13 protein-coding genes and 1 pseudogene are annotated in these 13401 nt (G+C 67.1%); 7 read left to right on the top strand and 7 right to left on the bottom strand.

Features of this window, described 5'->3' with window-relative positions:
- The first annotated feature begins 15 nt into the window (after positions 1 to 15).
- Complete coding sequence (locus ACGFK1_RS26200) at positions 16 to 1650, top strand: hypothetical protein (RefSeq protein ID WP_393436390.1); 1635 nt, start codon at positions 16 to 18, stop codon at positions 1648 to 1650.
- Here ACGFK1_RS26200 and ACGFK1_RS26205 read toward each other — a convergent pair.
- Together ACGFK1_RS26205 and ACGFK1_RS26210 are read right to left on the bottom strand one after the other, a co-directional pair.
- Entirely contained in the window at positions 1643 to 3046 is a 1404-nt protein-coding gene (locus ACGFK1_RS26205; protein ID WP_393436393.1) for an FAD-dependent oxidoreductase, read from the bottom strand. The genes ACGFK1_RS26200 and ACGFK1_RS26205 overlap by 8 nt on opposite strands.
- A 134-nt stretch (positions 3047 to 3180) precedes the next feature.
- Positions 3181 to 3372: pseudogene (locus ACGFK1_RS26210) on the bottom strand (FAD-dependent oxidoreductase); the annotation flags it as partial.
- Between the two features lie 255 nt (positions 3373 to 3627).
- On the opposite strand from ACGFK1_RS26210, the gene ACGFK1_RS26215 reads away from it, so the two are divergent.
- Positions 3628 to 4146: a nuclear transport factor 2 family protein gene (locus ACGFK1_RS26215; RefSeq protein ID WP_393436395.1), complete on the top strand. Its 519-nt coding sequence runs from the start codon at positions 3628 to 3630 to the stop codon at positions 4144 to 4146.
- On the opposite strand, the gene ACGFK1_RS26220 is transcribed toward ACGFK1_RS26215, so the two are convergent.
- Positions 4143 to 5300 (bottom strand): glycosyltransferase family 4 protein, encoded by a 1158-nt coding sequence (locus tag ACGFK1_RS26220; RefSeq protein WP_393436397.1) that lies wholly within the window; start codon positions 5298 to 5300, stop codon positions 4143 to 4145. The two genes, ACGFK1_RS26215 and ACGFK1_RS26220, sit on opposite strands and share 4 nt — an antisense overlap.
- A 36-nt stretch (positions 5301 to 5336) precedes the next feature.
- On the opposite strand from ACGFK1_RS26220, the gene ACGFK1_RS26225 reads away from it, so the two are divergent.
- The gene (locus tag ACGFK1_RS26225) at positions 5337 to 6101 is read left to right on the top strand and encodes a class I SAM-dependent methyltransferase (RefSeq protein ID WP_393436400.1); all 765 of its coding nucleotides are present in this window, start codon (positions 5337 to 5339) and stop codon (positions 6099 to 6101) included.
- 55 nt (positions 6102 to 6156) lie between these two features.
- A complete protein-coding gene (locus ACGFK1_RS26230) occupies positions 6157 to 7638 on the top strand; it encodes an aldehyde dehydrogenase (RefSeq protein WP_393436403.1) in 1482 nt (493 codons plus the stop codon).
- 96 nt (positions 7639 to 7734) lie between these two features.
- Here ACGFK1_RS26230 and ACGFK1_RS26235 read toward each other — a convergent pair whose 3' ends face one another.
- Positions 7735 to 7974 (bottom strand): hypothetical protein, encoded by a 240-nt coding sequence (locus tag ACGFK1_RS26235; protein WP_393436406.1) that lies wholly within the window; start codon positions 7972 to 7974, stop codon positions 7735 to 7737.
- A gap of 408 nt (positions 7975 to 8382) precedes the next feature.
- Between ACGFK1_RS26235 and ACGFK1_RS26240 the strand changes: the two genes are divergently transcribed.
- Entirely contained in the window at positions 8383 to 8955 is a 573-nt protein-coding gene (locus tag ACGFK1_RS26240; RefSeq protein WP_393436625.1) for a TetR/AcrR family transcriptional regulator, read from the top strand.
- On the opposite strand, the gene ACGFK1_RS26245 is transcribed toward ACGFK1_RS26240, so the two are convergent.
- Together ACGFK1_RS26245 and ACGFK1_RS26250 are read right to left on the bottom strand one after the other, a co-directional pair.
- Entirely contained in the window at positions 8952 to 9473 is a 522-nt protein-coding gene (locus ACGFK1_RS26245; protein ID WP_393436408.1) for a dihydrofolate reductase family protein, read from the bottom strand. The genes ACGFK1_RS26240 and ACGFK1_RS26245 overlap by 4 nt on opposite strands.
- A gap of 1 nt (position 9474) precedes the next feature.
- A complete protein-coding gene (locus ACGFK1_RS26250; protein ID WP_393436411.1) occupies positions 9475 to 10386 on the bottom strand; it encodes a helix-turn-helix domain-containing protein in 912 nt (303 codons plus the stop codon).
- Positions 10387 to 10467: 81 nt separating this feature from the next.
- Here ACGFK1_RS26250 and ACGFK1_RS26255 point away from each other — a divergent pair, with 81 nt between their 5' ends.
- Together ACGFK1_RS26255 and ACGFK1_RS26260 are read left to right on the top strand one after the other, a co-directional pair.
- Positions 10468 to 11607, top strand: coding sequence for an acyl-CoA dehydrogenase family protein (locus tag ACGFK1_RS26255; RefSeq protein ID WP_393436414.1), 1140 nt, complete (start codon positions 10468 to 10470; stop codon positions 11605 to 11607).
- Positions 11604 to 12581: an acyl-CoA dehydrogenase family protein gene (locus ACGFK1_RS26260; RefSeq protein WP_393436417.1), complete on the top strand. Its 978-nt coding sequence runs from the start codon at positions 11604 to 11606 to the stop codon at positions 12579 to 12581. Before ACGFK1_RS26255 ends, ACGFK1_RS26260 begins: the two co-directional genes overlap by 4 nt.
- Here ACGFK1_RS26260 and ACGFK1_RS26265 read toward each other — a convergent pair.
- On the bottom strand, positions 12559 to 13380 hold the full coding sequence (locus ACGFK1_RS26265) for an arylamine N-acetyltransferase (RefSeq protein ID WP_393436420.1): 822 nt from the start codon (positions 13378 to 13380) through the stop codon (positions 12559 to 12561). The two genes, ACGFK1_RS26260 and ACGFK1_RS26265, sit on opposite strands and share 23 nt — an antisense overlap.
- Positions 13381 to 13401: the final 21 nt, after the last annotated feature.

Below are 13401 nucleotides of genomic sequence, written 5' to 3' on the forward strand. Positions count from 1 at the left end.
GTGCTCGCTCTTGTGGTGACGGCCCCGCTGCTGGCACCCGGATATCTCTTACTGCGCGACGCGGTGTCGACGCCGCGGTCCTATGTGTCCGATGCGGCGCTGGGGCTCTCAGAAGCGGCGCCGCGGGCGCTGCCCCAGGATTTCGCCATCGCGCTCGCCACCAAGCTGGTCGACGGCGGCGTGCTGGTCAAGGCGCTTCTGGTGGGCGGGCTGTTCCTGGCGGGGTGGGGCGCGGCCCGGCTGGCGGCGGCCGTGGTGCCGGAGGCGGGCCTCGCGGGCCAGGCAGTCGCGGCGACAATCGTCATCTGGAATCCGTATGTGGCCGAACGGCTTCTGCAGGGCCATTGGAGCTTGATGGTGGGCTACGGCTGCCTGCCGTGGGTGGCGACGACGATGCTGCGGCTGCGAACGACAGGCGTCGCACCGTGGTTCGAGGCGTGCGCGCTGCTGTTCTGGATCGGCGTCGCGGGATTGACCCCGACCGGCCTGTTACTGGCCGCGACCGTGGCGCTGGCGTGCGTGTTCGCCCCAGGCGCAGGCCGGTCACGGCGGTGGTGCGCGGCGGTGGCGTTGGGCGCCTCGGTACTGGTGGCCCTGCCGTGGCTGACCGCGGCGGCGATGGCCGGATCATTGTCGTCCACCCAGGCGGAAGGCGTCGGCGCGTTCGCCGCGCGCGCGGAACCCGGGCTCGGCACGTTGGGCAGCCTCGCGAGCCTCGGCGGTATGTGGAATGCCGATGCCGTACCCGCTTCGCGCACAACAACTTTCGCGATTGTATCGGCAGTGGTGCTGCTGGGTGTGGTTGCGCTCGGGCTTCGCACCATCATGCGTCGACCACAAGCGGTGCCGCTGTTGATCCTCGCGGCGGTGGCCGTCGTCGTACCCGCCGCAATGGCAACCGGTCCTGGGATGGCCGTCGCCGAGGCGACCATCCGCGCGCTGCCCGGCCTCGGCGTTGTACGCGACGCCCAGAAGTGGGTCGCACTCGCCGTGCCCGCCTACTCGCTGGCGGGTGCCGCCGCCGTGGTGGCGGTGCGACACCGGCTTCCGGCCGCGGTCACGGCGCTGGTCTGTTGCGCCGCGCTGCTCGCCACGCTGCCCGATCTTGCATGGGGCGTCGGCGGCAAGATGACCGCCGTGCAGTACCAGCCGGGCTGGGCAAGGGTGGCGACGCTGATCAACGCCGATTCCCGCCCGGTCGCGGTGCTGCCCCCCGACAGCATGCGCCGCTTCGCGTGGGCCGGCGACACCCCGGTGCTCGACCCATTGCCCCGCTGGGTGGGTGCCGATGTGCTGGCCACGGGTGACCTGATCATCGGCGGTCGCACCATTCCCGGCGAGGGCGACCATGCCCGCGATGTCCAGCAGTTGTTGTTGTCCGGCGCCGATCGCGACCGGCTCGCGGCGGCGGGGGTGGGCTGGGTCGTCGTCGAGAACATCCAGAACACAGGGTGGTCTGCGCCGGATCTACCACTCCCGGTCGCCTATCGTGACGAGGACCTCACGCTGTACCGGGTCGGCGGCGACCGTCCCGCGGCGGCCGGGCGGGGCGTCATGACGGCCGTGCACTGGGTCTGGCTCTCAGCGATCGCCGTGGGGCTGGCCGGTATGGCGGTTGGTCGGGTGCGCGGCGGCAGGCAGGTCAGGTAGGCCAGCGGCTGTCGACCACGTCGAGGATGTTGGGCAGTTTGGCGCGGTAACGCGCGCGGTCGGCCGCCTTGAACGGTGCCCACCACGGCGCCTGGAACAGTTCCACGATCTTCACCATCGGCCCGTTGTAGCCAGCCGCCTGCAGCACGCCGTTGGCCGCGTAGCGACCGCCCTCGTTGGCCCCTTCCATGGTCGTCACGTTCTGGTCGGTTCTGATCCACTCGCCTGCGAGGAAAAGGTTGTCGATCGCAGTGACCGCCTCGGGCCGCCTGGCCCACGACCCGGGGTCCTGGATGAACAGCGGCTCGTCATTGCGGACGTTGGGCGTTGCGGAGTCGATGATCGCCGGATCGAGGAACCAGGAGTGCAGCATCGCGTCGTCGAGCACTTTGTCGGTGTCGTTGAGATGCGCCTTGATCTGTGCCCACGCCTCACGGGCGATCTCCTGCGGCGCGCATTGCTTGCCACTCTTGTTGTTGAAATTGGCTGGTGTGCTCCAGTCCGAAATGATGGCCGACAGACAGTCTTTCACCGTGCCGTCACCGTAGCTCGTCAGGCTCTTCTTCCAGAACTGCTGCTCGCTGATGGAGGTGATCGCCCAACCGGAGTCGACGTAGTTGACGTGCCCCTTGGTGACGTCCACCCGCTCTTTGAGGAAGAACATCAACCCGTTCATCCACTTCGTCCGCAGCAGCGCGACGTTGACCAGTCGTGGGTCGGCGGCAATGACATCGTCGGTCAGCACCGCCGCGAGTTTTTCGCATGGCACCGCCGACACGTACCAGTCGGGCGGTGACCGTGTGAGGCACACCCGCACCGTGACGACGGTGGCCGACGCGATGTGCTTACCGTTCGGCGACAACCGCGAAAGGGCCTGCCCGAGCTTGAATGTCACACCGAGGCCGTTCAGATGCGCCACCCAGGGGTCGATCCACTGGGCACTGGTCGGGCCGTCGAGGACCCTGTCGAAGCCCTTGCAGTCATAGTCGTTGCCCAACAGCAGGATGGACCACACCGATGCCTCGCCGACGAGCCCGATCGAATGTGCGCTGACATCACGAGATTTCGATGCGGCGAGGTTTCGGATGATTCCGTCGGCGAGGTAGCGGTTGTACTCGGCGGACTTCTTGTTCGCGCCGATGTAGTCCTCCCACGTCACCTGGTCCCACTGGCCGAGCTTTCGTTCGTCGCAGCTGGTGACGTAGACGGCGAGTTTCTGCGCGGCATAGAGCGCCTCCAGCGGCGGCAACCTGAACAGCGTTTCGAACACCGTCGCCACCGAGTCGGTGAACGCCTTGGGGGTGATCGGGTTGGGCAGAGTCGGCAGCGGAAACGGCAAGGGAATGGTGAGGTCATGGCGGCCCAACCCGGAGTGCAGGTAAGCCGTTGCACGCATGAGGTTTTCCCACACGCCGTGGGCATTGCCCTTGAACGGGATCCGGCGCATCGTGTCGGTGACATTGCGATAGAAGCCGGGAAAGAAGCGAACCCGTGTTCGGCGGGCAGCGGCTCCGTACCCGAGTCGGGCACCGGAATCGATCTGGCCTTGCCGCCCAGCGCCTTAAGCTCGTACACCGTGACCGCGAACCCGCGTTCGGCGAGTTCGCGCGCCGCGGTCAAACCGGCAACGCCCGCGCCGAATACCGTGACTGACCTGCCGACCGGCGCAGCGTTCGCCAGTCCAGCCGTGGTCAAGGCAGCCGCAACCCCTGCCGTCGTCACACCGCGGCACGCGCACCGACTCGGTCCGCCCCGCCATGATGCCCCCGTACTGAGAGAATCGCCGGTTCCAATTTGGACACAAGTTAATCGTGATTCCGGAACGGCGGCGTCATTGCGCAGCGGCGTGTCGGGATATCGGCAGGGAAAGTGAATGCTCGTTCCGTGAGGGTCGAGACCGCGCCCGCACCCACGGATTAGTTTTGATGGGCCGCGCGCTTAGTCAAAGCGGACAGCCGAGGAAAGAGGGTGCCATCGATGGCCCGGTACGATCTTGCTGCTCTGTGGGATGCCCATTGCGCGGCCGAGTTCGAGACGCGCGATGTCGACGCCACCATGGCCACGATGGTTGCCGAACCATACGTGAACCACATCCCGACCATGACCGGAGGTGTCGGCTTCGCGAAACTGCGGGAGTTCTACGCCAACCACTTCATCGGCTTGAATCCCATGGACATGGAACTGGTCCCGGTGAGCCGCACCGTCGGCGAGAGTTCCGTCGTCGATGAGTTCATCCTGCGTTTCACCCACACCAGCCGGATCGACTGGATGCTGCCTCAAGTCGAACCCACGGGCCGCAGCGTGCAGATTCCCATGGTCGCGGTCGTCCAGTTCGAAGGCGACAAACTCAAGCACGAGCACATCTATTGGGATCAAGCCAGTGTGCTTGTGCAGTTGGACCTGCTCGACGCGGAAGGCCTGCCCGTCGCGGGCGCCGAAACCGCGCAGAAGGTGCTTGATGTGTCACTGCCCAGCAACACGCTGATGAACGGTTAGACCACGCCGCTGATCATTCGCCTCGCGTGTACGCAGTCCAGCACTGCGCGCATCGCGTCGGCGCTTTGCCGCCAAGAGAATTCGCTGCTGCGCGCCTGTGCCTTGGCGCCGAGCTGTTCACGAAGCACTCGGTCAGTCAACAGTGTTTCCAGTGCGTCGATCATGTCGTCGCGGTCGTCGACCAGAAGCCCGGTCACCCCGTCGACGATCGAATCCGTCAGCCCGCCCGACGACCGGTAACCGATCGTTGGCACGCAATGCTGGCCGGCCTCCGGAACGGCCAGACCCCAGCCCTCCTTGCGTGACGGCAGCACCTGGACCCAGGACTGTTGCAGCACACGGTGTTTGGTCTCGTCGTCGACATGGCCGTGGAACGTCACGGCATCCGAGATGCCCAACAGGGCGGCATGGTCGACCAGCCGCTGCTGCCACCAGCCGCCGCCGAGGATGTCCAGGTGTAGACCCGCCAGCCTCGACCGCAGCGCGGCGACCGCTTCCAGCGCGTCCTCGATCTGCTTGTGCGGGACCAGCCGCGACAACACGACCACCCGGGGCGTGGTCGACCGCGGAATGGTCAACGTCCGCGCGGGCGCCTCATCCAAACCGTTGCGCACGACGGCGATCTGCGAGGGACGCACGCCGAGAACGGTGAGGTCCCGCGCCGAGGGCAGCGACACCGTGACGTATTGATTGCGGCGGTGCACCCGCGGCGACAGCTTCGACTCGACGAACCAGCCGATCCTGCCCATCACCGGACCGGCCACCGGCCACTGCTCGCGGTGACAGTGGTGCACCAGCACCGTCACCCGTCTGCCGAACGCCCACCGCGCCATGAACGGCAGACCGTTCTGGGTGTCGATGACGACGTCAGGCCTGGCCTTGCGGAGCGGACCGAGGCCGACCCGCGCGAGCACCATCGCCAGCCCCGCCAAGATGTAGACGGAGTACGGACCGCCCGCGCGACTGATCTGCACGCCGTCTTTGACCTCACGCCGTCGAGCTCCCCGATAGCGGGCAGTGCGGAGGGTGACCCGCACGCCGGATGCGGCCAGTTGTGCGCCGATGCGCTCCAAGTACGCCTCACTGCCGCCGCCCTGGGGGTGCCCGGTGTCGCGCCAGCACAGCAGCAACACGGAGCGGACAGGTGCGGACATCGCCGCCCAGACTATCTGCTGGCTAGGGTCGGTTCGGTGGGAGCCGCTGACCTGTTCGCCCGGCGCGCGACGCTGAGGCGATCGCTGCGGCTGCTCAGCCAGTTCCGCTACGAGCAGCCTGACCCGGCCCGGTTCTACAGCGCACTGGCCGACGACACCGCGGCGATGGTCGCCGACCTGTGGCGCGGCGTCAACGGCACGACGCCTGCGGGGCTGACCGTGCTCGACATCGGCGGCGGTCCCGGCTATTTCGCGAACGCGTTCCGCGCCGCGGGAATGCGCTACCTCGGCGTGGAACCGGATCCGTCCGAGATGCATGCGGGTCCTGCTGCGGTGGACCGCCGGACTGGCTATGTGCGCGCATCCGGCACAGCGTTACCGTTCGCCGACGCCAGTGTCGACGTCTGCCTGTCGTCCAACGTCGCCGAACATGTGGCGCAGCCGTGGCGACTGGCCCGCGAGATGCTTCGAGTCACCAGGCCCGGTGGTCTGGTGGTGCTGTCGTACACCGTGTGGCTGGGCCCGTTCGGCGGGCACGAGATGGGCCTCATGCACTACCTCGGCGGGGCGCGAGCCGCCGACCGGTACGCCCGCAGGCACGGCCGTCGACCGAAGAATGACTACGGATCGTCGTTGTTCGCGGTTTCGGTCGCCGACGGGCTGGAGTGGGCGGCGAGCACCGGTGCGCTCGTCGCCGCATTTCCCCGCTACCACCCGCGATGGGCATGGTGGCTGACCGGCGTGCCGGGGCTCAGGGAATTCGCGGTGAGCAATCTGGTGCTCGTGCTGCGGCCCTCGTGAGGGAGGGAACTGGAACAGGTTCTCGTTTTTCGGATCAGTGGGTAGTGTGACGCTCATGACACAGAGTGTGGACACCGCCTACAAGACCGACTACGACAAGCTGTTCATCGGTGGCAAGTGGGTCGAGCCGTCAACCGCGGAGGTCATCGAGGTGTTCTCCCCCGCGACGGGTGCGAAGGTCGGGCAGGTGCCGTTGGCGGCCGAGGCGGACGTGAATGCGGCCTGCGCCGCCGCGCGCAAGGCGTTCGACGAGGGCCCGTGGCCCCACACCCCGCCCGCCGAGCGCGCCGCGGTGATCGGCCGCGCGCTCAAGCTGCTCGAAGACCGCGCCGATCTGTTCAAGCATCTGCTGAAGCTGGAGACCGGCCAGCCGCCGACGATCGTGGACATGATGCAGTACGGCGCCTCGGTGTCGACGCTGCAGTTCTATGCCGGCGCCGCCGACAAGTACACGTGGAACGAGATCCGCGACGGCATTTACGGTCAGACGCTCGTCACCAAGGAGCCGGTCGGCGTCGTCGGCGCGGTCGTCGCCTGGAACGTGCCGCTTTTCCTTGCCGTCAACAAGCTCGGCCCCGCACTGCTGGCCGGTTGCACGGTCGTGCTCAAGCCGGCGGCCGAAACGCCGTTGTCCACCAACGCATTGGCTGAGGTGTTCGCCGAGGCCGGCCTCCCCGAGGGCGTGCTTTCGGTCGTCCCTGGCGGGGCGGAGACCGGCCGCGCACTGACCGCCAGTCCGGAACTGGACAAGTTCACCTTCACCGGCAGTTCCGCGGTGGGCAAGGAGATCGGCAAGCTCGCCGCCGAGAAACTCAAGCCGTGCACGCTGGAACTCGGTGGCAAGTCCGCGGCGATCATCCTCGAGGATGCCGATCTGGATTCCACGCTGCCGATGCTGGTGTTCTCCGGCCTGATGAACTCCGGGCAGGCGTGCGTCGGCCAGACCCGCATCCTGGCGCCACGCTCGAGATACGACGAGGTGGTCGAGAAGGTGTCGGCCGCCGTCGCGGGGATGCCGGTCGGGCTGCCCGACGATCCTGCGTCGATGATCGGCCCGCTGATCTCTGAGAAGCAGCGTGAACGTGTCGAGGGCTACATCAAGAAGGGTGTCGACGAAGGTGCCCGGCTCGTCACCGGCGGCGGCAGGCCCGAGGGGCTCGACGGCGGCTGGTTCGTCCAACCGACGGTGTTCGCCGATGTGGACAACTCGATGACCATCGCGCAGGAGGAGATCTTCGGGCCGGTGCTGGCGATCATCCCGTTCGACACCGAGGAGGACGCGGTCCGCATCGCCAACGACTCGGTCTACGGGTTGGCGGGCAGCGTGTTCACCACCGATTTCGCCAAGGCCGTCGAGATCGCCAAGCAGATCCGCACCGGCACCTACGCGGTCAACATGTACGCGTTCGACCCCGGTGCGCCCTTCGGCGGCTACAAGAACTCGGGCCTCGGGCGCGAGAACGGCCCGGAGGGCATCGAGCAGTACTGCGAGGCCAAGAGCATCCTGCTGCCGTTCGGGTACACACCGGAGATCTGATCGCGCGAGCAGACGCAAACATGCCCTGAAACCGCCAAAAATGGGCAGTTTTACGTCTGCTCGACCTGCGGTGTGGACCCTGCTCGCCGAGTGGAATCAGGCCCGCGGTCGGGTGTGCCGGGGCTGATTCTGCGCGAAGCCGGTGCACGTGCCGAGATGCCCGGCGACACACGGCACGCCGTTCATCGTGGGCACCGGACCTCCCGACACCGGGGTGGGGGCGCCGTTGTAGCCGTTCTGGTCCAGCGGCGCCGCGCCTGTAGTCGGAGCGGTCAGCACCGCGGCGGCGCAGATACCGGTCGCGATCCCCCTGCGCAGCTGCTTGTACCAGGACATGTCGCCCAGCGTACGTACCGTTAGCGGTGCTGAGCTGCGAACTCGCCTATTATGCTTTGGCACATAATGATGGTCGGCCTCCGTCACCCAGGCACCCCATCTACCTGCCGGGACGCGGGACTCATGTGATGCGGAATACATTCGTTGCGGCCGGGCGTTCACCCTTCTATGGTGTTTGTCATAGACAGGGAGGCACCCGATGTGGGTCGTTGAGGTCAACTTCGCAGGCCGTCGGTTCACGCACGAGGTGCACGGACCCAGTCGACGGTTGTTCCACTTGAGCCCGCGCACCTTCAGCTGGCGGCCATCGCAGCTGCGGGATCCGCGCCCGGCCTGATCACCAGCCGGAGGTTTGTGCTGTCCACTGTGACGAAGACCGGAAGCAGGCGCGGCTCGACGCGTACCAAGATGTTGATCAGCGCCGCCGAGGTGTTGCGCGAACGCGGGGCCGCCGGTGTCACGATCGATGAGGTGCTGGCGCGCAGTGGTGCGCCGCGCGGATCGGTCTACTACCACTTCCCAGAGGGCCGCAATCAGATGCTGACCGAGGCGCTGCAGTATGCCAGCGGCCTTGTCTCCGACGTCATCGACGAGGCGGCCACCAAGGGCGGCATGCACCTCGTCCGCCGGTTCGTCACGTTCTGGGAAGACCTGCTCGTCGAAAGCGACTTCACCGCGGGTTGCCCGGTCGTGGCCGCGGCCATCGGCTCGACCGCCGACGAGCCTCAGCTCACCACCGTCGCCGGCAGTATCTTCACCCGGTGGCGCGACGCGCTCACCCGCGCGTTCGTCACCGATGGCTTCGACGAGCCCTGCGCCGCATCCCTTGCCATCACCTGCATCGCCTCGCTGGAGGGCGCGGTACTGCTGTGCCGGTCGACGCGCAGCGTCGACGCCCTGCGCGAGGTGGCCGAGCAGCTCGAATTCCTGATCAAGTCAAGGGAATTCATCCGCCGCTACGGGCTACCGGGCCACGGCTAAGCCTTGCGCCACCGCGCGCAGACGAAGTCGGCGTTGACGCCGGATTCGACGGGTGCCCACTCCGACCGCATGGGCAGCACGCGTGACCCGGCGCCCAGGGAGCAGGGTGCGTACGTCACGATCATTTCGTCGATCAGGTCTGCCGCGACGAACTGTGCTGCCGTGTCGCCGCCGCCGACAACCCATACGTCCTTGCCTGCCGCGGCCGACACCAGCGCGGGGTGCAACTGCGCGACGTCACCGTCGAACACCTTGACGGGATGTTCTTCGGCGATGATCTGTGGGCGGCGGGTCAGCACCCAGGACGGCTGCTCGTACATCCAGTCACCGGGATGGTTGTTCTTGACCCACTCGTAGGTCGCCGAGCCCATCACCAGGGCGCCAACGTTTTTGATGAAGGCTTCGTATCCGAATGGCCCGCCGGCGTCGACGGCACGCGACGTCAACCAGTCCAGGCTGTCGGCCTCGTCGACGATGTAGCCGTCCAGGCTGGACGCGGTGAAATAGACGGTTGCCATGTCAGTTTCCTCTCATCCAGTCGAGTGGGTCACCGGTGTTGGTCAGCACGCCGTGGCGGGCCAACATCGTGCGGGCGAGTCCACGCCGGTGCGCCGAATAGGTCAACACGTGCGCGACGATGCCGTATAGCTGAAACGACTCGGGTGGATCGCAGAGGGCGTCGATCACCGTGTCGCCGAGACGGCCGTCGGCGGCATACTCGGAAACCATTGCCGTCCAGCGAGTTCCGATGTCATCGTGGTGTGCGGCCAGCGCGCCCGCGGTGGTCGATCGGGTGGCCGTCCGACTCGGAAAGTCGCGGCCGTCGATGGTGGCCAGCCAGACCTCCTTCGTCCAGACGATGGCGCCGAGCACCGCACCCACGCTGGGTTCCGGACCGTCCCAGTCCAAGATCACCTGGCCCGGCGAGATGTCTTGCGTCCATTGCGCTTCGGACAGCTGCGCGGCCTGCTCGATGAGGTAGGCGGTATCGGCGACGTCGTGCGTCACCATCAGTTGCGAGATGTCGGGCTCCTTGCTGTGGCCGTCGCTGTCCAGCCACAGAGACTGCGGTGGGTGAAAGTGCAGACCGTTGGGGGCCGGCAGCCGGAACTGAATGTCGGCCGCGCGCGACGGCGGCACACCGAAGGTGCGGCTGAAGGCTCGTGAGAACACTTCCGCCGATGACCACCCCTCGTCGGCGGCGACCGCGGACACCGAGTCACCGCGATGCAGGCGCCATGCGGCACGCTCGAGCATGATTCTGCGGCGCAACGCGGCAGGCGACTCGCCGGTCAGCCGTCGCACCTCGCGGGAGAAGTGGAATTCCGACGCGTAGCTGCTGCGGGCCATGTCACCGACATCGGTGTTGTCGGCGTCGACGACCGCATCGAGCAGTTCGCGCAGTCGGTCCCGGCGTGCTGGCTCCGTCACAGTTCCCGAGTATGGTCGGCGGGCCGCCGGAGGGACATGACAATTCCTGCTGCGTCGCGGCTCACTAGACTCTGGTCTTCAGTGAGCGAATTCGATGCGTTGTGCGCCAACGACGGCGAGCTGGGCCGGCTGCGGGCCGCTGTCCGCGAGTTCTTGGCCGCCGATCGCGCCGAGTTCGGCTGGGAACCTTCCGTGGACTGCTGGCTGGCGAAGTGGGACCCCGATTTCTCAGGACGGCTGGCCGACGCCGGGTTCGTCGGCCTGACGATCCCGACGGAGTACGGCGGCCGCGGGCTCGGTTACCTGCACCGGTACGTCGTCACCGAAGAACTGCTCGCGCACGGCGCGCCGGTCGCCGCGCACTGGATCGCCGACCGGCAGGTCTCGCCTGCGCTGCTGTCCTACGGCACCGAGGAGCAGCGGCGCCGCCTGCTGCCGCGGATCGCGGCGGGCCGACTGTATTCGGCGATCGGGATGAGCGAGCACGGCGCCGGCTCGGACCTCGCCGCGGCGCAGGCCAGGGCCACCCGCACCGAAGGGGGCTGGCTGCTCAACGGGACGAAGGTGTGGACGAGCGGCGCGCATGTCGCCGATCAGATCGTCGTGCTGGCCCGCACCAGCCCGTTGGACCCGCAACATCGGCATGCGGGCTTCTCCCAATTCATCGTGCAGACCTCGACACCGGGCATCACGATCAGCCCGATCAGGTTGATGAACGGTGAGCACCACTTCAACGAGGTGCTCTTCACCGATGTGTTCATCCCCGATGCGGACGTGCTCGGGCAGATCGGCGACGGGTGGCACCAGGTCACTGCCGAGTTGGGGTTCGAGCGAAGCGGTCCAGAGCGGATCCTGTCGACAGCGACGCTGATCTTCAGCGCCATCCGCGCGTTGGGCGACGTCGACGACGGCGTCGCCACCGATGTCGGAGACCTTGTGGCGCGGATGATTTCGCTGCGGCAACTCTCGATCTCGGTGGCGCGGACGCTGGCCGACGGCGGTGATGCGGCCACCCGCGCGGCGCTGGTGAAGGATCTGGGGACGCGCTTCGAACAGGACTCGGTCGAGTTGGTGGCTGACCTGATCGACTACGTCGAGGAGCCAGAGCCGTTGCGGGCGTTGTTGTCTGCCGCGCGTGTGCACTCGCCGCTGTTCACCTTGCGAGGCGGGACGAACGAGGTGTTGCGGGGCGTGGTGGCCAAGAGTATGGGCGCGCGATGAGCGAATTGGCACAATTGGTCGACGACATCTGCAGCAGGTCGACCGGTGACACACTGTGGCGCAACCTGGAGGAGACCGGACTCGCCCGACTGACGACTCGCCATCATGCACGCCCCACGGAAGCGGCGATCGTGCTGTCAGGTTTGGCGAAACATGCTGCGGCGGCGCCGGTTGCGGAGACAGATCTGCTGGCCGCGTGGCTCGCGGACACTGTCGGCCTGTCTGTGCCTGAGTCGGGGCCGCTGACCATCGCGATCGCCGACGCCGCCGAAACCGGCGGCCGGATCGCAGGTACCGCACGGGACGTGCCATGGCCCGCCGGTCCCGTGGTGCTCGCGGCGCGGACGCCCTCCGCGTTGCACGTCGCACTGGTGCCGGATACACCGGACTCCAGCGACCACGATCTGGTCGGCGAACCGCGTGGCTTCTTCTCGTTTGGCATCGCGACCGATGAGACTCGCGTAGCCGACATCGCGGTCGCCGACGAACTCGCCCGACGCGGCGCCTGGGCGCGGTGCAACCAGATCATCGGTGCGCTCGATGAGGCGTGCGCGCTCACTGTCGCGCACACCGGCGAACGGGTGCAGTTCGGCCGTGCACTCAACAAGTTCCAAGCGGTGCAGCATTCCCTTGCCGCCATGGCCGGTGAGATCGAATGTGCTCGCGCCGCAACGGCGTTGGCGGTTGCCGCCGCTGACGACTACGGTTTCGGTCACCCCGCGACCGACTATGCGGTGACCGCAGCGAAAGTGGCGGTTGGCCGCGCGGTGGATCCCGTGACGACGATCGCCCATCAATTGCACGGTGCTATCGGTGTCACCGCGGAACACCGGTTGTGGTCATACACGATGCGGGCGCGCAGCTGGGTCGACGAATTCGGCACGACCGCTTCTCATGCGCGCCGCTTGGGCCGGATGGCGTTGACGGCGGCCGACCCGTGGGATGTGGTGGTCAGCTATCCAGCACCTCGGTGATGCGCGCCTCGACGTCGGCCCGGTCGCCGAGGTCGGCGAGGTCGATGCCGAATCGATCGGTCAATGCGGTGAGCACGTCCGCGGCGGTGTCGAAGGTGATCTGCTCGCTCTGCCCCGCGCGATGGATGGCAAGGTGGCGGCCTCGCATGTTCCACCTGGCGTCGTCGGTGACGAGGGCGGCGGTCAAGCCGGTGACGAAGAACGACTTGGGATATGTTGAGACATACCAACTTCCGACTTCGAGGTCGATGCGCGGATGCGGACGGGTGGTGAACATGTACAGCGGCTGCCACTCGCCGCGGATCTGGGCCTCCAGTTGGTAGCCCTCTCCTCGTGTGCAGAGCCGATACGGCTCGTGCCGGGTCCGCTGCACAAGGCCGGTCTGCAGCTGGATCGGTGACGTCAGTGTCTGCCCGCCGAACCCGACGTCGACCAAGAGTCGTCCGTCGCTGCCGGGCACCGTCACGGCCAGCACCTGATGGGTCTGAGCGGGCAGGGGGCCCTCGGGGTTCATCCACACCACTCGGCCGGCCAGGCGTTCGACGCCGAAGCCCAACTCCTCGAGCACGTACCCCATCAGTCCGTTGTGTTCGTAGCAGTAGCCGCCGCGGCGGCGGTGTATCAGCTTGTCGGTGAGTGCGGCGGCGCTGAGGTCGACGACCGGGATGCCGAGGAGCGGATCGAGATTCTCGAACGGGATGGACCGGTTGTGCGCGGCCACCAGCGCGCGCACGGTGTCGATGGTCGGGTCCGCAGGCCCCCGGTAACCGATCCGGTCGAAATACGCAGCGACATCCATGACGTCATCCTGCGACCTCAA

This window comes from Mycobacterium sp. NPDC048908 (assembly GCF_043197955.1).
In the GTDB taxonomy this organism is placed as follows: Bacteria; Actinomycetota; Actinomycetes; order Mycobacteriales; family Mycobacteriaceae; genus Mycobacterium.